This is a genomic window from Rhodococcoides navarretei, from assembly GCF_038069675.1.
GTDB lineage: Bacteria > Actinomycetota > Actinomycetes > Mycobacteriales > Mycobacteriaceae > Rhodococcoides > Rhodococcoides navarretei.
The window spans coordinates 1782214-1808302 of record NZ_JBBPCN010000001.1 but is presented as its reverse complement, the minus strand read 5'-3'; the positions used below and the strand labels follow the sequence as shown (position 1 = coordinate 1808302).

Genomic DNA, 26089 nt, shown 5'->3' with positions numbered 1-26089 from the left:
AGGCCACTTACCTCCCTCGACAGGTGATGCACGATGACCTTGCCGCCGAATTCGCTGTCGATCACGGTCGATCGCGCCGACCGTCGTACGTTGCCCGTTCAAGTAGCCGACGGTATCCGCGCGGCCATCGATCGCGGCGAGCTTGCGCCTGGCACCCGATTGCCCAGCACCAGAGCGCTTTCCACCGAAGTGGGCTTGGCTCGCGCGGTGGTGGAGAAGGCGTACCAGCAGCTCGTGGCCGAAGGTTGGCTCGATGCACGTCGCGGATCCGGCACTTACGTCCGAGATGTGCCGCATGCCGTTCGATCGCGCCGCAGCCCACGCCGAGCACAAGAAAACCCACCGGTTGCTCAGCGCATTTCGCTCCGACCCGGAACACCGTGGACTCCCCCGCGCGCGTCCGAAGCGTGGAAGCGGGCCTGGCGAGATGTCGGCGTATCGCCCCCGCCCGGCGACTACCCCGATCCGGCAGGCTTGCTCGACCTGAGAACACGCATCGCGGACCTGCTGGGCCGTGCACGTGGACTGCACACCACCGCGGATTCGATCGTCGTCACCACGGGAAGCATCCACGGTCTGGACTTGGCACTGGGCGCACTGTCAGCGAACGTCGGTGTCGAACATGTTCTCGCACTGGAGAATCCGGGATATCGATCAGCCGCCGCCCTCGCGACCCACCGCAGGTGGTCCGTTCACGATGTCCCTGTCGACCGTGAAGGCCTAGTAGTCGAAGAGCTTGGATCTGCACCTCCGAGGACCCCTGCCATCTATGTCACCCCCTCACACCAGTACCCCACCGGCGGGCTCATGCCCATCAGTCGCAGGCGTGCACTGGCGGACTGGGCACGAAGCACTGGATCGACCATCATCGAAGACGACTACGATTCCGAATTCCGTTATGGCATAGCACCTTTGCCTACAATCACCGAGCTCGTTCCGGACCGCGCCGTCTACTTGGGAACCGTATCGAAGACGTTGGGTGCCGGCGTGCGACTGGGATGGATGGTGGCTCCCCCGTCGATGGTCGAGCACATCACCGACACACGTGGCGCAATCGGTGACTACCCATCGGTTCCCATCCAATACGCCATGAACTCACTGCTACGCGACGGCGAATGGGACCGATCCGTACGCACCGCGCGTCGGATCTATCGGGCACGTGACCGCGTCGTCGCCGCCGCGCTCTCTCGATTCGGCGAACTTCGAGGAGTCGGCGCCGGGCTGCATACCGTTCTCGTGCTCGACACCGACGTGGCGCGCCACGTCGCGTCGGACTGTGCAGCGAGCGGGATCGACCTGCCCACCCTCGAGCATTCGACGCGGTCGCCCACCACCGAGGGTGGGATCGTCGTCGGCTACGGCTCGGTGGCGGACGATCAATTCGATCGTGCCCTGCGAGTACTGGTCGACGTCCTCGAAAGCAGGCTGGTCAGCTGACCCGCTCGATGCTCCCTCCGAGAGCGGTCAGATTTTCCACGAACCGTGGATAGCCCCTGTCGATGTGGAACACGTCGTGCACCTCGGTCGTGCCGTCCGCCACCAGTCCTGCGAGTACCAAGCCCGCCCCCGCCCGAATGTCGGAGGACCACACCGGCGCACTGGACAGCTGCGGCACACCGCGGACCACGGCATGGTGGCCGTCTGTGCGAGCGTCGGCCCCGAGTCTGATCATCTCCTCGACGAACCGGAATCGTGCCTCGAAGACGTTTTCGGTGATCATCGACGTGCCGTCGGCGACGGTTGCAAGCCCGATGGCCATCGGCTGGAGGTCGGTCGGAAACCCCGGGTACGGAAGCGTCGCGAAATTGACCGCCCGCGGACGCTCGTGCTGAACGACGCGAAAGCCGTCAGGCTCACTGGTGACCTCGGCCCCGGCCGACCTCAGTTTGTCCAACACCAACGACAGGTGCTTCGGATTGACCCCGCGCACTCGAACGTCCCCACGCGTCATCGCGGCGGCGATTCCCCAGGTCGCGGCGACGATACGATCGCCGATCACCTTGTGGGTCGTCGGCTTCAGCGCGCTCACACCACGAATGGTCAAGGTCGATGTGCCTGCACCGCGAACGTCGGCACCCATCTCGTTGAGCATGTTGCAGACGTCGACGATGTCCGGCTCACGCGCCGCGTTGTCGATCACCGTCTCCCCGGTGGCAAGGACAGCAGCCATCAAGATGTTCTCGGTGGCACCCACGGACGGAAACGCGAGTCTGATGTTCGCCCCGCGCAGTTCGTCTGCTTCTGCGACCACGCATCCGTGTTGAATTTCGCTACGCGCGCCCAGCAATTGGAGACCGGACTGGTGCATGTCGAGGGGTCGCGAACCGATCGCGTCGCCACCGGGCAGTGCAACGACGGCTCTCTTGCACCGCGCAACCAGCGGTCCCAACACACACACGGAGGCTCGAAACTGGCGAACTGCCGCGAAATCGGCATGATATTTCGGCATGGCCGGAGTGGTGATGTGGACGACCGAACCGTCCAATTCGACCTCACAGCCGAGCCCGCGCAAGACCTCTGCCATCAGCGGTACATCCAGGATGTCGGGGCAGTTCGTGATCGTGCTGGTGCCCTCGGCCAGCAGCGCCGCCGCCATCAGCTTGAGGACGCTGTTCTTCGCGCCCCCGACCGCCACCTCACCGACGAGGCGGTTACCACCGTTGACCAAAAAGCGTTCACTCACTTCGACAGCGTAGCCAGCGGGACCGACCGACACCCGCGCGGTACCGTAGCCCGCATGGCCGTTCACCTCACCCGCATCTATACGAGAACCGGCGACGACGGGACCACCGGGCTCAGCGACTTCTCGCGAGTGTCGAAGAACGACGAACGCCTCATTGCCTACGCCGACTGCGACGAGACCAATGCAAGCCTCGGAGTCGTTCTCGCGCTGGGCAACCCGCCCGAATCAGTGTATTCGGTGATCCGAACCATTCAGAGCGATCTGTTCGACGCGGGGGCCGATCTCTCCACTCCGGTCGTCGAGGATCCGCAATACCCTCCACTGCGCATCGATCAGAGCTACGTCGACCGCCTCGAACGCTGGTGCGACGAATTCAACGAGGAGCTGCCCGCACTGACGTCGTTCATCCTGCCAGGTGGAACGCCTTTGGGAGCCTTGCTACATGTGTCGCGAACGGTGGCCCGCCGCGCCGAACGATCGGCTTGGGCTGCTGTGCACGCAAGCCCGGACACGACGAGTGCGTTGCCGGCGAAGTACCTCAACCGACTCTCGGATCTCTTGTTCATTCTGAGCCGCCACGCCAACCCCCAAGGCGATGTCCAGTGGGTTCCGGGATCGAGCCGCGCGTCGAGCGAGCCGACTACCGACGGGAATTGATCAGGCCGCCGGTCGGCGGCGCCGCGAACGGCCCGATGGCCGCGACTCCACCCAGGACAGGAAAGCGGTCAACGCACTTCTGTCCAGCGCTATCTCGTAGTTCTTTCCGCCATCGGACAGCTCCAACACTGCGATGTCAGAGGTCATGATGTCGAACTCGGTGTCCCGTGGTGCTCGTCGATCCCCCACGTGAACGTCCTGCCGGCCCAACCGATGATCGGGGCCGGGACGCAGGCTCGACAATTTGAAGAACACCAGCGTGTTGTCGCCGTACCGAATGATGCCGTGACGCCAACCGGTGCCACCCTCCGACGGCAACACTCGCATGATCGCCGCGGTGCCCCCACGCCTGAGAACCATCAGACGGTACGCAAAAGCCGCGACGAGCCCTGCGAGCAGCACAACCAGAATGATCAGAACAATCAATCCGGTGTGCATCGCAGGTCTCGTCGCGGCTTCTCGTGAACCTAGGACCGCTCGACAGCGCGGATACGTCCCTTGGCCACAGCGATGGCCTCGAGGTCGTCCCCGTTCTCTGTCACTACAGCCCGTGCCGCTTCGACATCGATGTCGTCTGCGAAATCGGCCGATTCTGCCAGCACGGTGACCGTCTTGCCCGTCACCGACAGGAATCCACCGTGGACGGCTGCGATGAGCTTCTCGCCGTCCGTGGTCGTGATCGACACCGTACCGCCCTCGATCAACTGCCCGAGGACAGGCTCGTGGCCCAGCATGATGCCGATCTCACCTTCGGTGGTCTGAGCGCTGACGATGGTCGCGGTACCGGACCACAGCTTTTGCTCCACAGCGACCAGGGAGACCTCCATGCCGCTCTTCTCGGAAGAAGTCACGTCGGTCTACTTTCCGGCCATCTTCTTCGCGGCTGCCTCGACATCGTCGAGACCGCCACAGCTGTTGAAGGCCTGCTCGGGAAGGTGGTCGTACTCACCCTTGGTGACCTTGTCGAACGCCTCGATGGTGTCGGAGAGCGACACGACCGAACCGGCCTCGCCGGTGAACTTCTCGGCAACGATGAAGTTCTGGCCGAGGAACTTCTGGAGGCGGCGTGCGCGGCCGACCAGAACCTTGTCCTCTTCCTGAAGCTCGTCCATACCGAGGATGGCGATGATGTCCTGCAGTTCCTTGTACTTCTGCAGGATCCGCTTGACCTCGTTGGCGACGCGGAAGTGCTCCGCACCGACGATGCCGGGCTCGAGGATGCGCGAGGTGGAGCTCAGCGGGTCCACAGCGGGGTAGATACCCATCTGCGAAATCGGACGCGAGAGCTCGGTCGTCGCATCGAGGTGCGCGAACGTCGTGGCCGGCGCCGGGTCGGTGTAGTCGTCGGCGGGAACGTAAATCGCCTGCAGCGAGGTGATCGACCGTCCACGGGTCGAGGTGATGCGCTCCTGGAGCTCACCCATCTCGTCCGCCAGCGTGGGCTGGTAACCGACGGCCGACGGCATACGACCGAGAAGAGTCGACACCTCCGAACCTGCCTGGGTGAAGCGGAAGATGTTGTCGATGAACAGCAGAACGTCCTGTCCCTGAACATCGCGGAAGTACTCCGCCATGGTCAGTGCCGACAACGCCACGCGCATACGCGTGCCGGGCGGCTCGTCCATCTGGCCGAAGACGAGGGCGGTGTCCTGGAGGACGCCCATCTCTTCCATTTCGAGGTGAAGGTCGGTGCCCTCACGGGTGCGCTCGCCGACTCCTGCGAACACCGAGGTGCCCGAGAACTCGCGTGCGATACGGGTGATCATTTCCTGGATCAGCACGGTCTTGCCGACACCGGCACCACCGAACAGACCGATCTTTCCGCCCTTGACGTACGGGGTCAGAAGGTCGATGACCTTGATACCGGTCTCGAGGATCTCGGTCTTGCCCTCGAGCTGATCGAAGGCTGGTGGCTTACGGTGGATGCCCCACTGCTCGCCGTCACGGCCGAGTCCGGGCGTGTCCAGGCAGTCACCGAGGGCGTTGAACACGTGGCCCTTGACGACGTCACCGACGGGAACCGAGATCGGCTTGCCCGAGTCGATGACTGCGGTGCCGCGGACGAGTCCGTCGGTGGGCTGCATCGAAATGGTGCGAACCAAGTTGTCGCCGAGGTGCTGTGCGACCTCGAGCGTCAGGGTCTTGGCCACGGTCGGCAGAGTGATCTCTGCGTTGAGGGCGTTGAACAATGCGGGAATCGAGCCGCGCGGGAACTCGACGTCCACAACGGGGCCGATGACCCGAACGACACGGCCGGACTGAGTGTCCGCTCCGCTCGCGTTCTCTTGGGCTACTGCTGCGGTCATTGCTTAGTCACTTCCTGCGCTGTCGGCCAACGCGTTGGCGCCACCGACGATTTCGCTGATTTCCTGGGTGATCTGGGCCTGCCGAGCCTGGTTGGCCTGACGGCTCAAGGTCTCGACCAATTCGTTCGCGTTGTCCGTCGCTGCCTTCATGGCGGTACGACGCGCCGCGGACTCCGACGCTGCTGCATCGAGCAACGACGCGTAGATCCTGGTGCTGATGTACTTGGGCAACAGCGCCGAAAGCAGAGTTCCTGCCTCCGGCTCGAACTCGTACTGTGCCTGCACATCTGCGGTCGGCGAGTCGCTCAACGCGTCTGCACCCATCTCGAACTCCTCGTCGGTGTACGAGATTTCGAGAGGTGCCATCCGGCGAACTTCGGGCTTCTGCGTGAGCATCGACACGAAGCGGGTGTAGACGATGTGCAACTCGTCCACGCCCTCGACGGTGCCTTCACCGTTGGGAGCGTCGACCTCGGTGCCAGACCCGGCCATGAACAACTCGACCAGGTGCCTGCTCGCCTTGGCGGCGTCGGCGTACCCGGGCTCCTGCGAGAAGCCCGTCCACGCACCCTTCACGTCCCGCTCGCGGAATGTGTAGTAGCCCAGGCCTTTTGCGCCGAGCACGTAGATGACCGGATCCTTGCCCTCGGAGCGGAGCAGCTGGAACAGCTCCTCCGTCTCCTTGAGCACGTTGGAGTTGTAGCCGCCGCACATACCGCGGTCGCTGGTCACGACTAGAACCGCTGCACGCTTGGGCTCGGGTCGCTCGTTGAGCAGCGGGTGATCGAGGGAACTCGATGCACTCGCCAACGCGGAGAGCACCTTGGTGATCTCTTCCGCGTACGGCTTCGATGCGGCAACGCGGGCCTGCGCCTTGGTGATTCGCGATGTCGCGATCAACTCTTGTGCCTTGGTGATCTTCTTGGTCGAGTTGACCGACTTGATGCGGGAGCGAAGCTCGAGAATGCTTGCCATCTAGCTGTTCACGCTCCCTTCTGTGCTCGTCATGTCACCTGTCATCGCCGGCCTACTTGCTGACTGTCTTGCGGGTGACGTTGACCTGCTCCTGGCTGACCTCGTCGGCGTTCAGAGTGTCTGCCTCGGCCTCGTTGACGACACGGTTGCCGTCCGAGTCCACGAAGCCGGCCTTGAACTTCTCGGTCGCTTCGGTCAGTGCCTTCTGGTTGTCGTCGTCGAGAGCCTTGCCACCGGCAATGCTGTCGTAGACGCCGCTGGCGTTGCGGTGCAGATCCTCGAGCAGCTCGGTCTCGAAGCGGCGAACATCGCCCACGGGCACCGAGTCGTACGTGCCCTGGCCGGCGAGCCAGATCGAGACGATCTGATCTTCGACGGCAACCGGGGCGTACTGATCCTGCTTGAGCAGCTCGACCAGACGTGCGCCGCGCTCGAGCTGTGCCTTGGAGGCTGCGTCGAGATCGGATGCGAACGCCGAGAAGGCTTCGAGCTCACGGAACTGAGCAAGCTCGAGACGAAGGGATCCGGAGACCTTCTTCATGCCCTTGGTCTGCGCAGCGCCGCCGACTCGGGAAACCGAGATACCGACGTTGATGGCGGGACGGACGCCCTTGTTGAAGAGGTCCGATTCCAGGAAGACCTGACCATCGGTGATGGAGATGACGTTGGTCGGGATGTACGCGGAGACGTCGTTGGCCTTGGTCTCGATGATCGGCAGTGCCGTCAACGATCCGCCACCGAGCTCGTCGGACAGCTTCGCCGAACGCTCCAGCAGACGGGAGTGCAAGTAGAAGACGTCACCGGGGTATGCCTCGCGGCCCGGCGGACGACGCAGCAGCAGCGAGATGGCGCGGTACGCCTCGGCCTGCTTGGTCAGGTCGTCGAACACGATGAGGACGTGCTTGCCCTGGTACATCCAGTGCTGGCCGATGGCCGAGCCGGTGTACGGGGCGAGCCACTTGAAGCCGGCCGAATCGGACGCGGGAGCCGCGACGATGGTCGTGTATTCGAGTGCGCCCTGCTCCTCTAGTGCAGCCTTGACGCCTGCGATCGTGGAGCCCTTCTGGCCGATGGCGACGTAGATGCAGCGAACCTGCTTCTTGTCGTCGCCGCTCTCCCAGTTGGCCTTCTGGTTCAGGATCGCGTCGATGCAGACCGCAGTCTTGCCGGTCTTGCGGTCGCCGATGATGAGCTGACGCTGGCCGCGGCCGATCGGGGTCATGGCGTCGATCGCCTTGATGCCGGTCTGCAGCGGCTCCTCGACGGGCTGGCGCTCGAGCACCGAGGCAGCCTGCAGTTCGAGGGCGCGGGTCTCGGAGGACTCGATGTCGCCGAGGCCGTCGATGGGCTTGCCCAGGGGGTCGACGACGCGGCCGAGGTAGCCGTCGCCCACGGGGACCGACAGCACGTCTCCGGTGCGCTTGACTTCCTGGCCTTCTTCGATGTGCTCGTAGTCACCGAGGATGACGGCACCGATTTCGGTCGCATCCAGGTTCAGCGCGACACCGAGGACTCCGCCGGGGAATTCCAGGAGTTCGTTGGACATCGCCGACGGCAATCCGGACACGTGAGCGATTCCGTCGCTCGTGTCCGTAACCGTGCCGACCTCCTCGCGGGAAGACTCCGGTGAGTAGCTCGCGGTGAAGTTATCGATCGCGCTACGGATCTCGTCGGAGGAGATCGTCAGCTCCGCCATAGTGTTTCCTGCTCTTCCTTCAAATGATCGCGGGGTGAAATGTCTCGAAAGTCGAGACGCTTCTTCTCGTTACTGTGTCCGTGTCGGACTATTTGAGCGTCTTTCGCAATGCAGCGAGGCGGCCTGCCCCGCTACCGTCGATGACCTCGTCGCCGATACGAACGACAAGTCCGCTGAGCAGTTCGGTATCGACCTCGACGTGCACCGTGACCTGCTTGCCGTATGTGCGGGTCAAGGTTGCCGTCAGCTTCTCGAGCTGACTGTCGCTCAGTGGGGCTGCGCTACGAACGTGTGCAACCGCACGGTCGCGCTGTTCGGCGGCCAGATCGGCCAATCCGTTGAGCACGTCGGCGGGAGCCGCCTTCCGCGGACGCGTCACAGCCTGAACTGCGAGCGCTTCGGTGACCGCGGTGACCTTGCCGTACAACAAGCGACCGAGCAGTTCCCGCTTGGCCTGCGACGGCTTCGAGCGATCCGACAGGGCCTGCTCGAGTTGCGGGTTGGCTGCCACGATCCGCCCGAGCCGAAACAGCTCGTCCTCGACCGTGTCCAACTGATCCTGATCGGCAGCGGCGCGAAGCAGAGCTTCACGTCCCAGCTCGACCAGTGAGTTCAGCAGGTCACGAGCGGTGGACCAGCTTTCGCCGGCTGCGGCCTTGACGATCGTCGCCGTTGCACTCGACACCTGGCCGGAGAAGACCTCTCCGGCCAGATCGCTTCGCCGAACGCCCTCGACCGACGCATCGGCGAGAGCGGTACGCAACGTGCGCTGCGCGTCGAGAGTCTCGACGACGGCGAACAACTCGGCACCGGTCTGAGCAGCGACGGCTGTTGCCTCGCCTGCCGACGCGGACCCCAGAGCTTCGTGGGCAACCGACCGCGTGCGGGCGAGTGCCTCACGAGAAGTTGCGTACATGGTTCGACTCACTTTCCGGCTGCGGAGTCCGCGGTGACGGAATCCAGCTCGTTGAGGAAGCGATCGATCGAACTTGAACGCTTCGCGTCGTCGGACAACTGCTCTCCGATGACCTTCTCAGCGAGTTCGACGGCCGTGCGTCCCAGATCTCCCCGAAGCTCGGTGACGATCTGCTGACGCTGAGCAACGAGCTGATTGTGGCCTGCGGCCACGATCCGGTCGCTTTCTTCCTGCGCCTTTTCCTTCATCTCGGCGAGAATTGCCTGTCCCTGGGTGCGCGCTTCCTCACGGATCTGCGCGGCCTCGGAACGGGCGTCGGCCAGCTGAGCGTGGTACTGCTCGAGTGCCGCCTTGGCTTCGGCCTGTGCCTCTTCTGCCTTCTTGATTCCGCCTTCGATGAGCTCGGAACGCTCAGCGAGAACCTTGGTGAAGCGCGGCACAACGTACTTCCAGAACAGGAAGCCGATTGCTGCGACACAGACGAGCGACCAAACGATGTCGTAGGTTGCGGGCAGAAGAGGGTTGTATTCCTCCCCCTCCGCCGCCAGCAACGTAATCGCGTTTGTCATCGCGCTCTCAGAGAATGAAGCCGGCGACGAGGCCGATCAGGGCGAGGGACTCGGTGAATGCGATGCCGAGGAACATGGTGGTGCGGAGCTGACCGGCCAGCTCGGGCTGACGAGCGGTTGCTTCCATGTTCTTGGCGACGACGAGGCCGAGGCCGATGCCACCACCGATCGCTGCGAGGCCGTAGCCGATGGCGCCGTATCCGCTTGCGGTGATTTCCTGCGCCTGGGCCAGAACTTCAAGGCTCATTGGGTTTTCCGTTCCCTTTCTTCGGTCCACATCCGGGTGTCGGAGGTGGCGGTGTAGCTGGTTCGGTCAGTTGGTCGGTCAGTGCGAGTCGGCGTGCAGCGACAGATCGATGTAGATCGCCGTGAGCAGCGCGAAAATGTAGGCCTGGAGGAAGATCACCAGCATCTCGAACAACGTGAACAGGAAGCCCATGATGAGCGAGGGTGCCGCGAAGATCTTCAGCCCGGCCGACGCCTCGAAGAGGAAGAACTGGGTCGCGCTGAAGAACAGCACGAGCATGATGTGGCCGGCCAGCATGTTGGCGAGCAGACGCACCGTCAACGTGAACGGGCGAAGCACGAAGTTCGAGACGAACTCCAGCGGGATGAGCAGCACGTGCATCGCCGGAGGAATGCCCGGAATGACGATGGTGCCCTTGACGAACTTCCCGACACCGAACTTCTTCACACCGGCGTAGATGAACGCGACGTACGCAACCGCAGCGAGCACGATCGGTAGGCCGATGCGTGCGTTCGACGAGATGTTCAGAAACGGAATGACGGCACTCGCATTCACCGCGAACACAGTGAAGAAGATGGTCATGATGACGGGCAGGAATCGGCGTCCCTGTTCTTTCCCGAGCACATCTTCTGCGACGTGGATCCGAACGAAATCGAGAGCGATCTCTCCGACGTTCTGAAGACCACGCGGAACGATCTTCGGGCTGCGGAGGGCAACCACCATGAAGATGATCAGAATCGCCGACATCAGGATGCGGATGAGCATCAGTCTGTCGAGCTCGAACGGAGTCCCCTCGAACAGCACCGCGGGAGGAAAGAAATCGGATAGTGACGGCGGACTGTATTCCGCAGCCAGGGTGGTGACGCTCAGCGGTCTCTCCCGTGTTCGGGCCGCAGCCGGCTAGCGACTGCGGTTCGATCGGACAATGACGATCTATCAAGTCGACGAAAATCGGCTCGCAATCGTCAGAGGCTGAGGCCCGGTCTTCATCGGCCAAGCGTCTGTCGGGTGTCGGCGACTCACGTCGACTCGGCAACTCTCAGGCGGAACCTTACGTTGCCGAAGTCGATGACTCCGGGCCTACTGTAAGGAAGCTCACGCTGACTGCTACCTGCGGGGGTCCAGTCCGGGGAAAAAGTCTCTTTCGTCCCAGTCTTGCCCGCCGCTTGATGCAAACTTTATCAACAGAACTACGACGTTGTGTAGGCGGCCCTCAGCTTAACCGATTACGACAGCCTGTCGTACTACCGATTGTCGGTGTTGTCCTCCGCCGGAACCGCATCCACGTAGGCGACCTTGGTCTTGACGACCCCGAAGACCTCTGCGCCGAGGACGACGACGAGCGCTCCCAGAATGGTCAGTCCCAACGCATAGCGGTTGTAGAAGTCGGCGTCCTTCAGCGCAACCAGCACGATCAGCGCAATCACCATCTTCACCAACCAACCGCCGAGCAGCAGTGCCCCGACGGCCGAGGCCGGAAAACGTGTGGTGAGCGCAACCGACAATGCCGTCGTGATCACGAAGCCTCCGCCGATGGCCACACCGATGAGCGATCCCCATAGGCCGGGCGTTCCGGCTGCAGCGACGGCAATGCCGACGCTCACCACCGTCAGCACCACCAGTCCGATGAGTCCGTATCGAACCGCGGCGCGAAGCGGCGCGAATTGGTCGGGCATGGACTGCGGAGTGAAGGTCACAGTTGTCGAGGGTACCCAGCACGCGACTACGAACAGCCGACGGGATCAGCCGCCCCGTCCCTCGCGTCGGGGTGCCGAGCCTCGAGATCGATCCACCCTCAACGTGGGCACAGCGGTCACGACCAGCGCGAACACCAGACCGGCCGCCACCAGGAGCACCACTATCCGCCGGTCCAGCAGGGACGATCCGACGGCCCCGAAGGCGAGGACACCGACCCACAGGTAGATCACCAACACGACCCGTCGATGCGAGTGACCGATTTGCAGGAGTCGATGATGCAGGTGCATCTTGTCCGGGCTGAAGGGGCTGCGTCCGGCCCTGGTGCGGCGAATCACAGCCAGCAGCAGATCGAGTATGGGGATGAGCATGACGGCCCCGACCAGCAGAAGCGGCGACAACAGACCCAGCAGATCGCGTGGTCCGTACGCCGTCAACGGGATCCGCCCCGAGGCACTCGTCGAGACCGTGGCCAGTGTCAGCCCGATCAGCATGGATCCCGAATCGCCCATGAAGATGCGAGCGGGTTGGAAGTTGTGCGGCAGAAATCCCAGGCACGCACCTGCCAGCGCTGCTGCGATCAGCGCGGGCGGGTAGACACCGACGTCTCCACCCTGCTCCTGCAGCAGCCCCACCGAGAAGATGCAGATCGCCACCGAAGAGATGAGCCCGAGGCCCGCGGCCAACCCGTCGAGCCCGTCGACGAAGTTCATCGCGTTGACGATCACGACGGTGATCAGAACGGTCACCAGTCCGGCTTGCAGTTGGTCCAGTACGAGCGTGGTTCCGGGCTGTCCCTCTTCGCCGCCCCACGGCTGATACAGCACGACCCAGCTCACACCCATGATGACGAGGACTCCCGCCGCCGTCACCTGGCCCACGAACTTGGTCAGGGCGTCCAGACCCCATCGGTCGTCGATGACGCCGACCAGCACGATCACGAAGCCGGCAACCAGGGCGGCCGGAATGTCGCGGTTGTAGGCGACGTCGAACCCGCGAGCCAGCGCAGGCAACTGCGACGCGAACAGCAGCGCAGCCAGCATTCCTGCGTAGATCCCCACTCCCCCGAGCCTCGGGGTGGCCTGCACGTGGACGTCACGATCACGAGGAACGGCGACAGCACCGAACTTGATCGCCGCCACCCGAACTCCGCCGGTGGCGAAGAACGTGACCACAGCGGCCGTGAGAAAGACCAGCAGCAGTTCGCGAATCGGAACGCCTGCACCCAGATTCGACTGAGCCAGTACCTCGACGCTCATGCGGGACGGACGGGCATGTCAGGACGCTCCCGGGACCAGGCTTTCGGCGGTGACCCCGAGAACCTCGGCAATCTTGTCGGTGGGAATGGCACCGACCCGCAGGATTCGTGCTCGATCGCTCGTCAGATCGATGATGGTCGACGCCACCGCGTGATCGGCGGGTCCCCCGTCCAGGTAGACCGCGGCCGAGCCGCCGAGCTGGTCTCGCGCCTCGGTCACCGTGGTGGCCGGTGGACTTCCGGAGATATTGGCGCTGGAGACTGCGAGCGGGCCGACCTCACGCAGCAGCTCGAGCGCAACCGGATGCAGAGGCATCCGCAGCATGACGGTTCCCTGAGCATCACCCAGGTCCCAGGCCAGGGACGGAGCCTGCTGCACCACGATGCTCAGCGCGCCGGGCCAGAAGGCGCGAATCAGGTCTCGGGTCCGCGGTCGGACGCTCTGGACCAAGCCGTCGATGGTGTTCCACGAACCGACGAGCACCGGAACCGGCATATCGCGTCCCCTGCCCTTGGCACGCAGCAGATCCGTGACAGCGCTGCCGTCGAATGCATCGGCGGCGATCCCGTACAAGGTGTCGGTAGGCATGACGACGAGTCGACCGGACTTGAGGGCACCGCGGGCCGCGGTCAATCCGGCAGCGCGCGCATCGGCTTCACGACAGTCGTAGACGGTACTCACGGCGACCATCCTTCCACCTTCGATAACGAAGTGATGTCAGGTGTCTCCCGCCTGCCGTTCCTGTCGTCAGGCTTGGGCCGGGTGGGCCCGTGCGGCGACGACGAACCTGGGCCTTCCCGCGAGATCCGGATGCGCGGTGACCTCGGTGAACACCCGTCGTCGGGACAGCAGTGCCGCCACCTCGTGTCCATTGGAGTCGTCGTGTTCGATCGCGACACCGCCCCCGATTCGAAGCCAGCGGGCGATATTGCCGATCATCGGTTCGATGACCGACAATCCGTCCGCGCCACCGAACAGCGCCATGTGCGGGTCGTGATCGATCACCTCGGGATCGAGATGTGCGCCCTCCGGGATGTAGGGCGGGTTCGCGACGATCATGTCGACTGCACCGTCGAGTTCGGTCAACAGGTCACGAGCAGTGACGTCGCCGTGGTGCAGAGTGATCGGCGTATCGCCGTGTCCGCTGCGAAGATCCGCGTTGCGACGGGCCCACGCCAACGCCGACGGGTCCAGCTCGACGGCATGGACGACGGCGTCCGGACGAGCGTTGGCGATCGCCAACGCCAAGGCACCCGAACCCGTGCAGAGGTCGAGAATCACGGGCGGATGGTGGTCGACGTTCTCGAGGAACGCGAGAGCCCAGGCCAACAGCAACTCCGTTTCCGGACGCGGTACGAAGACTCCTGGGCCTACTTCGACGTCGATGTTGCCCAGCGAGGTCGTGCCCGTGATGTACTGCAGCGGAATGCGTTTCGCGCGTTGCTCGACAGTGCGGAAATATGCCTCGACAAGCTCTGGCTCGACGAGCGGCACCAGACCGAGACGGCCCCGTTCCACGCCCACGAGGTGCGCGGCAAGCAGTTCTGCGTCGACCCGTGGGCTCGGCACACCGGCCGCCTCCAGCATCGATGTTGCTTCCAGGATGGCCAGACGTAGCGGCTTGCGACTCACCCGTACAGACTGCCACGAGCCACCGACAGCGCGGTCACACCCGTCCCAGCAACTCCGACTTCTTGGCGTAGAACTCGTCGTCGGTCAGGAATCCCTTGGCGTGCAACCCTGCGAGTGCCTCGATCGCAGCCGTGATGTCGGAGATGTCGACGCCCGACCGGTTGCCCTGAGACGACTGATTCGAGGACTGCTGCGGCGAGGACGGTTGCGTGTACGTCTGCGGAGCGGATTGCGGTGCCGACTGGTTCTGCGTGTTCGTTCCGCTCGACTGCTGGTCGACGCGAGGGAGGCTGCCTGCGGTGAACGTGCCGTACTGGCTGGTGAACTCCAGTGATCCCGGTCCGCCGCCCTGCTGTTGCTGGACTCCGCCGATGGAGTGATCGAGAGTGTCGTACACGGCCAGTTCGCCGCCGACCAACACGGCGAGGCGTCGAGATCCCGGGAACACTGCGTACTGCGAGCCGTTCTGGCCACCGCTCGAACTCGGCGCACCGAGGTCCGAGGGCCACCACGAGCCGCCACCGAACGAGTTGCCACCGAAGGACGAACTACCGGCCTCCCTCGGCGGGTACACCTGGTGCTGCGCCAACACTGCAGACAGATCGCGGCAGAGACCGTCGACCCGGCTCTTGAGCCCGTGATCGAACATGTTGCCGACCATGGTCATGCCGCCACGCATCCACTGCCCGCTGCCTCCGAGCTCGGGAATGTTGAACTGCGCCATGGTGCCGCGGCCGTTGTTGACGGCGTCGAGCATCGTACGAACGGCATCGGTCGAGATGCCGTAGCGCGACGACAGCTCGGACACGGCGTTCTCGCCTGCGGGGGTCAAGGCCTGGTTCATCTCTGGTGTGCCTCTCGGGCGCTGGTACGGTGTCGAACCTGGCCGCCAGGGTATCGCACCGATCGGTGAATCAGCCCGGCGAACTCTGTAAAGCTATGTGCCGCAACTATTCTGCTTGCATTCGCGCATCTCGGTCCGCCTTGGCCAGCGCGTCGAGCAGCGCATCCATCTCACCGTCCAGAAGTGAGTCGAGGTTGTGGGCCTTGAAGCCGATCCGGTGATCGGTGATGCGATTCTCGGGGAAGTTGTACGTTCTGATTCGCTCGGAGCGGTCGACGGTGCGCACCTGACTGGCCCTACCGGCCGAGGCCTCTTCGTCGGCCGCTTCTTCTGCTGCTGCCTGCAGACGAGCGGCAAGCACCTGCATCGCGCGCGCCTTGTTCTGCAGCTGCGAGCGCTCGTTCTGGCAGGTGACCACGATGCCCGTGGGAAGGTGCGTGAGCCGGACTGCGGAGTCGGTGGTGTTGACGCCCTGGCCGCCTTTGCCGGATGACCGGTACACGTCGATGCGCAAGTCGGACTCGTCGATCTGCACCTCCTCGACCTCGTCGGGTTCGGGGTACACCAGGATGCCGGCCGCGGAGGTGTGCACGCGCCCCTGCGATTCGGTCACCGGCACTCGCTGCACGCGGTGGACGCCGCCCTCGAACTTCAGCCGCGCCCACACGCCGTCGAGCGGATCCTTGGTCTTGATCGACAACGTCGCGTCCTTGTATCCACCCAGGTCCGAGACGTTTGCGTCGAGAACCTCGACGCGCCAGCCGCGGCGTTCTGCGTAGCGCACGTACATCCGCGCCAGATCGGCCGCGAAGAGCGCCGATTCCTCGCCGCCCTCACCCGACTTGACCTCCATTACGATGTCGTCGCCGTCGTGCGGGTCACGTGGTGCCAGCAGATCGGTCAGCGTCTGCTCGAGCTGCACCACGGTCGCCTCGAGGTCGGGGATCTCGGCCGCGAACGACGAATCGTCGGCGGCCAGCTCTCGCGCGGCTTCGAGATCGTCCTGCGCGGACGTCAGCTTGGTGTGTGCAGACATGATGGGTGCCAGCTCGGCGAACCTCTTGCCTGCTCTTCGGGCCGCGGACGGGTCGTTGTGCAGAGCTGGGTCGGCCAGTTGCTGCTCGAGCCCGGAGTGTTCGGCGAGGATGTCGTCGATGGCCGAAGGCTTCACTGTTCTCGCCATGGGGATGACTCACTCTCGAACGCGGGTGCAACTGGATGTGGACACAAAAAAGCCGACGCCCGTCCTGTGAATCACAGGACGGGCGTCGGCGGAACAGCTAGCTGTCTGCGTCGGCCTTCTTGCCGGCGCGCTTGCCGTAGCGAGCCTCGAAGCGAGCGACGCGGCCGCCGGTGTCGAGAATCTTCTGCTTGCCGGTGTAGAAGGGGTGGCACTGCGAGCAGACCTCGACGCTGATGCGCTCTTTGTCGGTGGTGCTTCGGGTCTCGAAAGTATTGCCGCAACCACAGACGACTGTCGTCAGTGTGTAGTCGGGGTGAATTCCTGCCTTCATGGTGTCCTTACCGTTCTTTGTAATGGTCGCCGGGTCGCCTTCGCCGATCGAAGACGTGAACCGGAACCGGACTCGGCCGTTGATTATGCCAGAGCGTGCATCCGCCCTGCTAATCGTCGGTACTTCTGTGCCGACAGATGCTTACAACGCACGCACCTGCCGACTTGTTCCCCGGGCGAAAGATCCGGGAAACACCCGATCAGTCGTTGTTGCCGCCCGGCGCGGTCTTCGAGACCTCCATCAGGAATTCCAGGTTGTTCTTGCTCTTCTTCAGGCGATCGACCAGCAGGTCGATGGCTTGATGCGAGTCGAGTCCGGACAACACGCGCCGCAACTTGTGCACCACTGCCGCCTCGTCGGGAGCAAGAAGCAGCTCGTCGTGGCGGGTGCTGGACGGGTTGATATCGACGGCCGGGAACACGCGGCGCTCGGCGATCTTGCGATCGAGCTTGAGCTCGGCGTTACCGGTGCCCTTGAACTCCTCGAAGATCACGGTGTCGCCGGTGGATCCGGTTTCGACCATGGCCGTGGCGATGATCGTCAACGATCCGCCGTGCTCGATGTTTCGAGCCGCACCGAGGAATCGCTTCGGCGGGTACAGCGCGGTCGAGTCGACACCACCGGACAGGATTCGGCCCGAAGCCGGGGAGCTGTTGTTGTACGCACGTCCCAGACGGGTGATCGAGTCGAGCAGAACAACGACGTCCTGGCCGGCTTCGACCAGGCGCTTGGCACGTTCGATCGCCAACTCGGCTACCGCGGTGTGGTCGCCCGGCGGCCGGTCGAACGTCGAGGCGATGACCTCACCCTTGACGGAGCGCTGCATGTCGGTGACTTCCTCGGGACGCTCGTCGACGAGGATGACCATCAGATAGCACTCGGGGTTGTTGATGGCGATCGCGTTGGCAATAGCCTGCAGAACGCTTGTCTTACCTGCCTTCGGCGGGCTGACGATGAGTGCACGCTGGCCCTTGCCGATCGGCATCACCAAGTCGATGATGCGCGTGGTGAGGATGTTCTGCTGGGTCTCGAGACGCAGCCGCTGATTGGGGTACAGCGGGGTGAGCTTGCCGAATTCCGGACGCTTGCGGGCGGCCTCGACCTCTCCCCCGTTGACGGTGTCCAATCGCACGAGCGGGTTGAACTTCTGCCGCTGGCTCGACTGCTCACCTTCGCGTGCCACTCGAACTGCTCCGGTCACAGCATCGCCGCGACGAAGACCGTTCTTGCGAACGAGGTTCATTGACACGTAGACGTCGTTCGGTCCGGCAAGGTAGCCCGAGGTACGGACGAACGCGTAGTTGTCGAGAACGTCGAGAATGCCGGCTACCGGCTGAAGAACATCGTCCTCGCGGATCTCGGTGTCGCGCTCGCGTCCGCCGCCACCGTCGTTGCCCTCGCCACGATCGCGTCCACGACGCCGCTCACGGAACCGACGACCCCGACGTCCGCGGCCTTCACCGTCGTCGTCCTGGTCGTTGTCGCGGCTGTCACGGGGACCGTTGTTGCGACCCTCGTTGCGGTTGTCGTTGCGACCGTCGCCTTGATTGCGATTGCGCCCGCCACGGTCGTTCTGGTTGCGGTTGCCGTTCTCACGGTTGGAGTCGCGGTTCGAGTTGTCCCGATCGCCCTGGTTGCGGCCCGCGTTGTCGCGATTGCCGCCGTCCCGGTCACCCTGGCTGCGGTCACCCTGGCTGCGGTCACCCTGGTTGCGGTCACCCTGGTTGCGGTCACCCTGGTTGCGGTCGTTCTGGTTGCGGTTGCCGTTGTCGGTGTCACGCGGTTCGCGCTCGGCACCGTCCTGACGGTTTCGCTCACCGCGGCTGCGGCGTGGCCGCTCCGTCGCGGCGTTGTCGCCGGACTCGTCCGGTTTATCGGTGGTCTCCGCTGCAACGGTCGAATCCGCGGTCGCGGGGGCCGATGCGGCCGTGTCCGCGCTGCCGTCCAATGGCAACCGGTCGGGCGCACCTGCGCGGCGACCCGCAGCACGGCGGCCCCGGGTGCGACGGCCTGCTTCGGGTGCTGCGTCCGACGTCTCGGCAACCGGCGCATCCGCAGCCGAAGGCTCGGGAGCAGCTTCGGTTGCGGGTCGTGCGTCGGCAACCGGTGTCGACGCAGCAGCGCGTCGAGACTTCGGTGCGTCGGACTTGGCTGCGTCGGACTTCGGCGCAGCGGATTTGGCCGGCGTGGTGCCCGATTGGCGCTCGGTGATAGCCGCGATCAGGTCGCCCTTGCGCATACCGGAAACGCTCTTGATACCGAGTTCACCAGCGAGGCTGCGTAGCTCGGTGAGAACCATTCCGGACAGGCCCGCACGTCGTCGTGACGTTTCGGGCGCAGAGATAAGTTCCGTATCGGTCACGGAGGTCCTTTCCTTCCCTCGCTCGCTCGATGCGCAGCCGAGGGTTCGTTCCGCAGTTCGACGTTCTGCCGAACTCGGATATTGCCGTTCATGTTCGACGCACTCCGTCGACGACACCATCGATCCGTGACCGCGGAGAACCACGGGGAGGATCGAGTCAGGAGCGTCACATCACTCGGACGTTTGAATCCCCCGAATACAGCGACCTGATTGCCCTGACGAAACCGGCGTCTGAAGCGCACGATGTACGGACAGGGTTCACCATAGCGCCGTTGTCCCCACTCGGCAAGAACCCTACTCGGCGTTTGTCAGGTGATGGTCACTCCGTCGGCCACCTCCAGGTCGAGTACCCGCCACCCCTCGGCCGACGCGGCGTCGCGCAGATCGGCCGGAAACTCCTCGGTGCACAGCGCCATGACCGTCGGCCCAGCGCCCGAGACGACCGCAGCGATGGACCGCGCGCGGAGTGCGGCGATCCACCGTGTGGTGTCCGGTAACGCCTGAGCGCGCTGACCCTGATGCAGCAGGTCCTCCGTCGCGGACATCAACAGATCCGGCCGTTCGGTGAGCGCCACCACCGCGAGTGCACTGCGGCTCACGTTGAAGGCCGCGTCACGGTGGGGCACCAACTCGGGCAACAGACCCCGGGTATGCGAGGTCGACGAGCGCTCGGACGGTACGAGCACGACAACCTTGATACTCGGATGCACCTCGAGCCGAACGGCTGCGTACTTCCGCGCCGTCACACTGGCATTGGGCGGTTCGCTCCACGACACCACGGCACCACCGAGGCAACTCGCCGACGCGTTGTCCGGATGACCCTCGAACTCCGACGACAGTTGGACGAGCTGACTCTCCGAGAGCGCGAGCGCCGGATCCACCTTCGCGGCGAGCGCGTTCGCGGCAGCGAGCCCACCGACCACAGCCGAGGCCGAGGAACCGAGCCCGCGCGAGTGTGGAATCACGTTGCGGCAGTGGATATCCAGGCCATCGGCCCACACTCCGGCAGCTTCGAGCCCTCGCTCGATGGCGCGCACCACCAGATGCGTCGGACCCCACGGCACGTCCGCCGAACCCTCACCGTCGACGTGAATCCGCAGTCCCGACGCGGTGGTCGTGACCTCGATCTCGTCGTACAGCCCCAAAGCTATTCCGAGACTGTCGAATCCGGGTCCGATATTGGCACTGGACGCCGGGACGCGCGCGGTCACGGTGAGCCCGATGGGGAGTGTCGTCGTCATTGCCGGGGATTCCGTCAACTCAGGCCAGCTCGAGCGCAGCCGCGACAGCGACGGGATCGACCGAAATCGGTTCTACGACAGGCATTCCCGAGAGTGCTGTATCGGGATCCTTGAGTCCGTTCCCGGTCACGGTGCACACGACGGTCAGCCCTGGCTCGAGCCACCCTTCCTTTCGGGCTGCGAGGAGCCCGGCGACGCTGGCCGCGGAGGCGGGCTCGACGAACACGCCCTCGGTCTTCGCGATCAATCGGTACGCCTCGAGAATCTCCTCGTCGGTCGCCGCGCGGAATGCACCGTTGGATTCTTCCTTGGCGTTGACGGCACCGTTCCAGGATGCGGGCGAACCGATCCGGATTGCGGTGGCGATCGTTTCCGGATCCTTCACCGGTGCACCGTGAACCAGAGGAGCGGCACCTGCGGCCTGGACTCCGAGCATCCGTGGCGTGCGCGTGGTGAGACCGTCACGGAAGTACTCCGAGTAGCCGCGCCAGTACGCGGTGATGTTGCCTGCGTTTCCGACCGGCAGTGCATGGATGTCCGGTGCGTTGCCGAGGGCGTCGCAGATCTCGAAGGCCGCGGTCTTCTGGCCCTCGATGCGGACGGGGTTGACGGAGTTGACCAGACCGATGGTCGGAAACTCGGCCGTGGTCTTGCGAGCCAGTTCGAGGCAGTCGTCGAAGTTGCCCTGCACCTGAATGATCTTGGCTCCGTGCATGACTGCCTGGGCCAGCTTGCCCATGGCGATCTTGCCCTGCGGAACAAGTACCGCACAGCTCATTCCGGCTTTGGCCGCATAGGCGGCTGCGGAGGCCGAGGTGTTGCCGGTCGAGGCACAGAGAACGGCTTCCTGGCCTCGGGCGAGCGCGTCGGTGACGGCCATGGTCATCCCGCGGTCCTTGAAGGAGCCGGTGGGGTTGAGACCCTCCACCTTCAGATGCACTGTGCACCCGGTCAGTTCGGACAGGTGACCGGCCGGCAGCAACGGGGTGCCGCCCTCGCGCAGCGTGACGGTCTTCCAATCCGGGCCGATCGCCAGACGCGATCGGTACGCCTCGATCAGGCCGGGCCAGGGGGTGTGGACGCTCATACGGTGGTGCCTTCCAATCGGAGAACGCTGGCGACGTGCACGACGACGTCGAGCTGCTCGAGGGATGCGACGGTGTCGGACAGTGCGGAATCGGCCGCGAGGTGCGTGACGACGACGAGCCTGGCTCCGTCACCCGAGCCCTGCTGACGCACCGTGGAGATGCTGACGTCGCGCTTGGAGAACTCGGCCGCCACCGTGGCGAGAACGCCGGGCTTGTCCGCGACCTGCATGCTGACGTAGTAGCGAGTGAGGATGTCACCCATGGGGGCCACCTTGAGCTTGGCGTACTTCGATTCGAGCGGGCCCCGTCCGCCGTAGAACTTGTTGCGTGCGGCCATCACGAGATCCCCGAGCACCGCAGACGCCGTCGGAGCACCGCCTGCACCCTGGCCGTAGAACATCAGGCGTCCGGCGGCCTCTGCTTCGACGACCACGGCGTTGAACGCACCGTTCACCGACGCCAACGGGTGGTTCAGCGGAACGAGCGCGGGGTAGACCCGAGCGGAGATCCGCTCCTTGCCCTTGGGCGTGACGATCCGCTCGCAGATGGCCAGCAGCTTGATGGTGCAGTCAAGGGATTTCGCGGTTTCGAGATCGTCCGAGGTGATCTTGCTGATGCCCTCGCGGTAGACGTCGCCGGCCGTGACCCGAGTATGGAATGCGATGGACGCCAGGATGGCAGCCTTCGATGCAGCGTCGTAGCCCTCGACGTCGGCGGTCGGGTCGGCCTCGGCGTAGCCCAGACGCCCTGCCTCGGCGAGAGTTTCGGCGTAATCGGCTCCGGTCTCGTCCATGGCCGAGAGGATGAAGTTGGTGGTGCCGTTGACGATGCCCGCGACCTTGTTCACGCGGTCACCCGCGAGGGACTGCATCAGCGGGCGAACAACCGGAATCGCTCCGGCCACCGCGGCCTCGAAGTAGAGGTCCGCGCGGGACTTCTCGGCCGCGTCGGCGAGCTCTCCGGTGTACTCGGCCAGCAGAGCCTTGTTCGCCGTGATGACGGACTTGCCCTTCTCGAGGGCCGACAGCACCAGCTTGCGGGGGATGTCGATCCCACCGAGCACCTCGACGACGATGTCGACGTCGTCGCGGCCGACCAGTTCGGCCGGATCGTCGGTGAGCAACTCGGCCGGCACTCCACGATCGCCGTCGATTCGACGCACAGCGATTCCTCGAATCGCCAGCGGCGCACCGATTCTCGCCTCGAAGTCCTCGGCGTTCTCGGTGAGGATACGGACGACCTCGCTACCGACGTTTCCGAGTCCGAGTACGGCGACGCCTATCGGCTTCGATGTCATGGCTGAACCTCCAAGCTGAGCAGATCTTCGATGGTTTCCCGCCGCAGGATCAGGCGCGAATGCCCGTCCTTGACCGCAACCACAGCGGGCCGCGTGAGCAGGTTGTAGCGACTGGACATGGAGTAGCAGTAGGCCCCGGTGGCCGCTACGGCGAGCAGGTCACCCGGACCGACGTCTGCCGGCATCCATGTGTTCTTGATGACGATGTCGCCACTCTCGCAATGCTTTCCGACCACCCGAGCCACGACGGCCTCGGCATCGCTCGACCGCGAGACCAGTCGGCAGTCGTATTCGGCCTGGTACAGAGAGGTGCGAATGTTGTCGCTCATTCCGCCGTCGACGCTGATGTAGCGCCTGCGCGTCGACTTGTCGACGGTGACATCCTTGATCGTGCCGACCTCGTAGAGCGTCACGGTGCCCGGTCCGGCGATGGCGCGGCCGGGCTCGACGGCGATCGTCGGCACCGGCAGTCCTACTGCGGCGGACTCCGTCTTCACGATGGCCGTCAGCTTCGCCGCGAGCTGCTCCACCGGGGGCGGATCGTCGCTCGGCACGTACGAGATACCCATGCCGCCACCGAGATCCAGCGTCGAGATCTGTGCGGTCTTGTCGACGCCGAACTCCGAGACGATGTCTCGCAGCAATCCGATGACCTTGTGCGCAGCCAGCTCGAAGCCGTCGACCTCGAATATCTGCGAACCGATGTGACTGTGCAGTCCCACGAGGCGAAGGTTGTCGGCAGCGAACACGCGCCGCACCGCCTCGAGGGCCGAGCCGTCGGCGAGCGAGAAGCCGAACTTCTGATCCTCGTGTGCGGTGGCGATGAACTCGTGCGTATGGGCTTCGACGCCGACGGTGATCCGAATCAGAACGTCCTGCACCACACCGGCCGCGCCGGCAACGCCGTCGAGACGGTCGATCTCGATGTTGGAGTCGAGCACCACATGCTCGACGCCCGCGCGCACGCCCGCCTCGAGCTCGGCGACCGATTTGTTGTTGCCGTGCATGGCAATTCGGTCAGCCGGGAATCCGGCGGCCAACGCGATGGCCAACTCGCCTCCGGAGCAGATGTCGAGGGAGAGCCCTTCGTCGGCCACCCACCGCGCGATCTCTCCACACAGGAAAGCCTTGGAGGCGTAGTGAACTCGTTCGGGCGCCCCGAAGGCGGCGGCCATTTCACGGCAGCGCGAACGGAAGTCGTCCTCGTCGATGACGAACAACGGTGTGCCGTACTGCTCCGCGAGATCGGTGACCGACACTCCGGCGAGACGGACGGTGCCGTCCTCGTCGCGCTCGGCGTTGCGGGGCCACACCTGCTCGGGCAGCGTCGTCATCTCCGACGCGTCGGCTGGGCGATGGGACATCGACTCTTTCGCGGGGGCATCGGCATGCTTGGGTCCTGCCGGATGTGCGCTCACATGCGCTCCGGTGCGCTGACCCCGAGCAGTTCGAGGCCGTTGGCCAGGACCTGCCGGGTCGCGTTCCCCAACGCCAGTCGTGCGGTGTTCACAGGTCCGGGCTCCTCGTCTCCTTGTGGAAGTACTCGACACGCACCGTAGAAACGGTGGTAGGCCCCCGCCAGCTCTTCGAGGTAGCGGGCGATCCGGTGTGGTTCGCGAAGTTCGGCGGCACTGGCCACCACTCGTGGGTACTCGCCGATCGTCCTGATCAGCTCGCCTTCCTGCTCGTGGGTGAGCAGGCTCAGATCCGGCTGCTCCGCACTGATGCCCAGCTCGGCGGCGTTGCGCGCGAGCGAGGCAAGGCGGGCGTGGGCGTACTGGACGTAGTACACCGGGTTCTCGTTGCTCGCGCTCGCCCACAGGGCCAGGTCGATGTCGATGCTGGAGTCGACGGACGAGCGGATCATGACGTAGCGGGAGGCGTCGACGCCGATGGCGTCGACCAGGTCGTCGAGGGTGATGACGGTTCCGGCGCGCTTGCTCATCTTCACGGCAACGCCGTCGCGGACCAGGTTGACCATCTGTCCGATGAGCACCTCGACGGTCTCGGGGTCGTCACCGAACGCAGCCGCGGCCGCCTTGAGCCGCCCGATGTATCCGTGGTGGTCGGCCCCCAGCATGTAGATACACAGGTCGAAGCCGCGCTGGCGCTTGTTCTGGAAGTAGGCGATGTCGCCCGCGATGTAGGCGGCGTTGCCGTCGCTCTTGATGACGACGCGATCCTTGTCGTCACCGAAATCGGTGGACCGCAGCCACCAGGCCCCGTCGTCCTCGTAGAGGCTCCCCGAGGTCTTGAGGTACTCGACCGACTTGTCGACGGCTCCGGACTCGAACAGCGAGTTCTCGTGGAAGTAGACGTCGAAGTCGACGCCGAACTCGTGCAGGTTCGATTTGATCCGATCGAACATCAGCTCGGTGCCGATGGACCGGAACGCCTCTTCCTGTGCCTCGGTGTCCAGCGCGAGCGCGTCGGGTCGCTCGGCAAGCACGTGCGCTGCGATTTCCGCGATGTATTCGCCCGCGTAGCCGTTGTCAGGTGCAGGCTCACCCTTCGCGGCGGCGATGAGCGAGTGAGTGAAGCGCGCGATCTGAGCGCCGTGATCGTTGAAGAAGTACTCGCGGGTGACCTCTGCCCCGTGGGCGGTCAGGATGCGACCGAGTGCATCGCCGACGGCTGCCCATCGGGTTCCACCGAGGTGCACCGGACCCGTGGGGTTGGCCGAGACGAACTCGAGGTTGACCTTCTTGCCTGCCATCGAGGATCCGTTGCCGAATGCCGATCCTGCGGCGAGGACGCGGGCAACGATCTCGCCCTGCGCTGCAGCGGCCAGCCTGATGTTGAGGAATCCGGGGCCCGCGACGTCGGCGTCGGCGATCGCGGCATCGGCTGCGAGCGCCTCGGCGAGCCAGCCGGCGAAGTCCCGGGGATTGGCTCCGGCCTTCTTCGCGACCTGCAGGGCCACGTTGGTTGCGTAATCACCGTGCTCGGGATTGCGGGGACGCTCGACGGTCAGCTTCGCAGGGAGAACGGATGCGTCCAGGCCGCGGTCGGCAAGCACCTTGGCGGCGGTCGCGTGCAGCAGTTCGGCAAGATCGGCGGGAGTCACAGGTAGCTATCCTATTGGCTGGTGCGCGGCGAACTCGCATC

General features: G+C 64.5%; 25 protein-coding genes. 2 read left to right on the top strand and 23 right to left on the bottom strand.

All coding sequences use genetic code 11. The features are described from left to right. The first annotated feature begins 33 nt into the window (after nt 1-33). Nucleotides 34-1437: a MocR-like pyridoxine biosynthesis transcription factor PdxR gene (pdxR, locus tag AABD04_RS08775; protein WP_341440915.1), complete on the top strand. Its 1404-nt coding sequence runs from the start codon at nt 34-36 to the stop codon at nt 1435-1437. Here the strand turns inward: pdxR and murA are convergent. Beyond that, a complete protein-coding gene (murA, locus tag AABD04_RS08770; protein WP_243597135.1) occupies nt 1430-2683 on the bottom strand; it encodes a UDP-N-acetylglucosamine 1-carboxyvinyltransferase in 1254 nt (417 codons plus the stop codon). The two genes, pdxR and murA, sit on opposite strands and share 8 nt — an antisense overlap. Before the next feature lie 54 nt (nt 2684-2737). On the opposite strand from murA, the gene AABD04_RS08765 reads away from it, so the two are divergent. After that, nucleotides 2738-3340 carry a cob(I)yrinic acid a,c-diamide adenosyltransferase gene (locus AABD04_RS08765; RefSeq protein ID WP_341440914.1) on the top strand — a complete coding sequence of 201 codons (603 nt, stop codon included), beginning with the start codon at nt 2738-2740 and terminating at the stop codon, nt 3338-3340. Here AABD04_RS08765 and AABD04_RS08760 read toward each other — a convergent pair whose 3' ends face one another. The 22 genes from AABD04_RS08760 to argS form a co-directional block, all read right to left on the bottom strand. After that, nucleotides 3341-3778 (bottom strand): DUF2550 domain-containing protein, encoded by a 438-nt coding sequence (locus AABD04_RS08760; protein WP_341440913.1) that lies wholly within the window; start codon nt 3776-3778, stop codon nt 3341-3343. It abuts the gene before it with no gap. Nucleotides 3779-3807: 29 nt separating this feature from the next. Continuing rightward, nucleotides 3808-4167: a F0F1 ATP synthase subunit epsilon gene (locus AABD04_RS08755; RefSeq protein ID WP_341442989.1), complete on the bottom strand. Its 360-nt coding sequence runs from the start codon at nt 4165-4167 to the stop codon at nt 3808-3810. A 30-nt stretch (nt 4168-4197) separates the two neighbouring features. Further along, nucleotides 4198-5646: a F0F1 ATP synthase subunit beta gene (atpD, locus tag AABD04_RS08750; RefSeq protein ID WP_094638681.1), complete on the bottom strand. Its 1449-nt coding sequence runs from the start codon at nt 5644-5646 to the stop codon at nt 4198-4200. A 3-nt stretch (nt 5647-5649) separates the two neighbouring features. Then, nucleotides 5650-6621 (bottom strand): F0F1 ATP synthase subunit gamma, encoded by a 972-nt coding sequence (locus tag AABD04_RS08745; protein ID WP_037193379.1) that lies wholly within the window; start codon nt 6619-6621, stop codon nt 5650-5652. Between the two features lie 52 nt (nt 6622-6673). Continuing rightward, nucleotides 6674-8317 carry a F0F1 ATP synthase subunit alpha gene (gene atpA, locus AABD04_RS08740; RefSeq protein ID WP_032365581.1) on the bottom strand — a complete coding sequence of 548 codons (1644 nt, stop codon included), beginning with the start codon at nt 8315-8317 and terminating at the stop codon, nt 6674-6676. Between the two features lie 88 nt (nt 8318-8405). Then, nucleotides 8406-9233 carry a F0F1 ATP synthase subunit delta gene (locus AABD04_RS08735; protein ID WP_243597131.1) on the bottom strand — a complete coding sequence of 276 codons (828 nt, stop codon included), beginning with the start codon at nt 9231-9233 and terminating at the stop codon, nt 8406-8408. An 8-nt stretch (nt 9234-9241) separates the two neighbouring features. Then, nucleotides 9242-9802 (bottom strand): F0F1 ATP synthase subunit B, encoded by a 561-nt coding sequence (locus AABD04_RS08730; protein ID WP_243597130.1) that lies wholly within the window; start codon nt 9800-9802, stop codon nt 9242-9244. A 7-nt stretch (nt 9803-9809) separates the two neighbouring features. Next, nucleotides 9810-10049, bottom strand: coding sequence for an ATP synthase F0 subunit C (locus tag AABD04_RS08725; RefSeq protein ID WP_008715092.1), 240 nt, complete (start codon nt 10047-10049; stop codon nt 9810-9812). A gap of 78 nt (nt 10050-10127) precedes the next feature. After that, nucleotides 10128-10853 (bottom strand): F0F1 ATP synthase subunit A, encoded by a 726-nt coding sequence (gene atpB, locus AABD04_RS08720; protein ID WP_243597129.1) that lies wholly within the window; start codon nt 10851-10853, stop codon nt 10128-10130. Nucleotides 10854-11293: 440 nt separating this feature from the next. Further along, nucleotides 11294-11725 carry a hypothetical protein gene (locus tag AABD04_RS08715; protein WP_341442988.1) on the bottom strand — a complete coding sequence of 144 codons (432 nt, stop codon included), beginning with the start codon at nt 11723-11725 and terminating at the stop codon, nt 11294-11296. A 66-nt stretch (nt 11726-11791) separates the two neighbouring features. Continuing rightward, a complete protein-coding gene (locus AABD04_RS08710) occupies nt 11792-13003 on the bottom strand; it encodes a glycosyltransferase family 4 protein (RefSeq protein ID WP_243610893.1) in 1212 nt (403 codons plus the stop codon). An 18-nt stretch (nt 13004-13021) separates the two neighbouring features. Further along, on the bottom strand, nt 13022-13684 hold the full coding sequence (locus tag AABD04_RS08705) for an L-threonylcarbamoyladenylate synthase (RefSeq protein ID WP_243597140.1): 663 nt from the start codon (nt 13682-13684) through the stop codon (nt 13022-13024). Nucleotides 13685-13750: 66 nt separating this feature from the next. Then, nucleotides 13751-14635, bottom strand: a complete 885-nt coding sequence (gene prmC / locus AABD04_RS08700; protein ID WP_341440911.1) for a peptide chain release factor N(5)-glutamine methyltransferase — start codon at nt 14633-14635, stop codon at nt 13751-13753. Between the two features lie 34 nt (nt 14636-14669). Beyond that, entirely contained in the window at nt 14670-15479 is an 810-nt protein-coding gene (locus AABD04_RS08695) for an SHOCT domain-containing protein (protein WP_341440909.1), read from the bottom strand. Between the two features lie 106 nt (nt 15480-15585). Next, complete coding sequence (prfA, locus tag AABD04_RS08690) at nt 15586-16662, bottom strand: peptide chain release factor 1 (RefSeq protein ID WP_243597125.1); 1077 nt, start codon at nt 16660-16662, stop codon at nt 15586-15588. Nucleotides 16663-16759: 97 nt separating this feature from the next. Then, a complete protein-coding gene (gene rpmE, locus AABD04_RS08685) occupies nt 16760-16993 on the bottom strand; it encodes a 50S ribosomal protein L31 (RefSeq protein ID WP_008715081.1) in 234 nt (77 codons plus the stop codon). A gap of 199 nt (nt 16994-17192) precedes the next feature. Further along, nucleotides 17193-19355, bottom strand: coding sequence for a transcription termination factor Rho (gene rho / locus AABD04_RS08680; protein ID WP_341440908.1), 2163 nt, complete (start codon nt 19353-19355; stop codon nt 17193-17195). 308 nt (nt 19356-19663) lie between these two features. Further along, entirely contained in the window at nt 19664-20596 is a 933-nt protein-coding gene (gene thrB / locus AABD04_RS08675) for a homoserine kinase (protein ID WP_243597123.1), read from the bottom strand. A gap of 19 nt (nt 20597-20615) precedes the next feature. Then, the gene (gene thrC, locus AABD04_RS08670) at nt 20616-21683 is read right to left on the bottom strand and encodes a threonine synthase (RefSeq protein ID WP_341440907.1); all 1068 of its coding nucleotides are present in this window, start codon (nt 21681-21683) and stop codon (nt 20616-20618) included. After that, the gene (locus AABD04_RS08665; RefSeq protein ID WP_243597121.1) at nt 21680-22981 is read right to left on the bottom strand and encodes a homoserine dehydrogenase; all 1302 of its coding nucleotides are present in this window, start codon (nt 22979-22981) and stop codon (nt 21680-21682) included. The genes thrC and AABD04_RS08665 overlap by 4 nt, the downstream gene beginning before the upstream one ends. Continuing rightward, nucleotides 22978-24399, bottom strand: a complete 1422-nt coding sequence (gene lysA, locus AABD04_RS08660; protein WP_341440906.1) for a diaminopimelate decarboxylase — start codon at nt 24397-24399, stop codon at nt 22978-22980. Before lysA ends, AABD04_RS08665 begins: the two co-directional genes overlap by 4 nt. Continuing rightward, a complete protein-coding gene (argS, locus tag AABD04_RS08655) occupies nt 24396-26048 on the bottom strand; it encodes an arginine--tRNA ligase (protein ID WP_341440905.1) in 1653 nt (550 codons plus the stop codon). The genes lysA and argS overlap by 4 nt, the downstream gene beginning before the upstream one ends. Nucleotides 26049-26089 lie beyond the last annotated feature (41 nt).

Bases quoted from the DNA above. Each gene is read 5' to 3' on its own strand.
- pdxR (WP_341440915.1), top strand. From the start codon at position 34: ATGACCTTGCCGCCGAATTCGCTGTCGATCACGGTCGATCGCGCCGAC.
- AABD04_RS08765 (WP_341440914.1), top strand. From the start codon at position 2,738: ATGGCCGTTCACCTCACCCGCATCTATACGAGAACCGGCGACGACGGG.
- AABD04_RS08760 (WP_341440913.1), bottom strand. From the start codon at position 3,778: ATGCACACCGGATTGATTGTTCTGATCATTCTGGTTGTGCTGCTCGCA.
- AABD04_RS08755 (WP_341442989.1), bottom strand. From the start codon at position 4,167: ATGGAGGTCTCCCTGGTCGCTGTGGAGCAAAAGCTGTGGTCCGGTACC.
- atpD (WP_094638681.1), bottom strand. From the start codon at position 5,646: ATGACCGCAGCAGTAGCCCAAGAGAACGCGAGCGGAGCGGACACTCAG.
- AABD04_RS08745 (WP_037193379.1), bottom strand. From the start codon at position 6,621: ATGGCAAGCATTCTCGAGCTTCGCTCCCGCATCAAGTCGGTCAACTCG.
- atpA (WP_032365581.1), bottom strand. From the start codon at position 8,317: ATGGCGGAGCTGACGATCTCCTCCGACGAGATCCGTAGCGCGATCGAT.
- AABD04_RS08735 (WP_243597131.1), bottom strand. From the start codon at position 9,233: ATGTACGCAACTTCTCGTGAGGCACTCGCCCGCACGCGGTCGGTTGCC.
- AABD04_RS08730 (WP_243597130.1), bottom strand. From the start codon at position 9,802: ATGACAAACGCGATTACGTTGCTGGCGGCGGAGGGGGAGGAATACAAC.
- AABD04_RS08725 (WP_008715092.1), bottom strand. From the start codon at position 10,049: ATGAGCCTTGAAGTTCTGGCCCAGGCGCAGGAAATCACCGCAAGCGGA.
- AABD04_RS08715 (WP_341442988.1), bottom strand. From the start codon at position 11,725: ATGCCCGACCAATTCGCGCCGCTTCGCGCCGCGGTTCGATACGGACTC.
- AABD04_RS08710 (WP_243610893.1), bottom strand. From the start codon at position 13,003: ATGAGCGTCGAGGTACTGGCTCAGTCGAATCTGGGTGCAGGCGTTCCG.
- AABD04_RS08695 (WP_341440909.1), bottom strand. From the start codon at position 15,479: ATGAACCAGGCCTTGACCCCCGCAGGCGAGAACGCCGTGTCCGAGCTG.
- prfA (WP_243597125.1), bottom strand. From the start codon at position 16,662: ATGGCGAGAACAGTGAAGCCTTCGGCCATCGACGACATCCTCGCCGAA.
- rpmE (WP_008715081.1), bottom strand. From the start codon at position 16,993: ATGAAGGCAGGAATTCACCCCGACTACACACTGACGACAGTCGTCTGT.
- thrB (WP_243597123.1), bottom strand. From the start codon at position 20,596: ATGACGACGACACTCCCCATCGGGCTCACCGTGACCGCGCGCGTCCCG.
- thrC (WP_341440907.1), bottom strand. From the start codon at position 21,683: ATGAGCGTCCACACCCCCTGGCCCGGCCTGATCGAGGCGTACCGATCG.
- AABD04_RS08665 (WP_243597121.1), bottom strand. From the start codon at position 22,981: ATGACATCGAAGCCGATAGGCGTCGCCGTACTCGGACTCGGAAACGTC.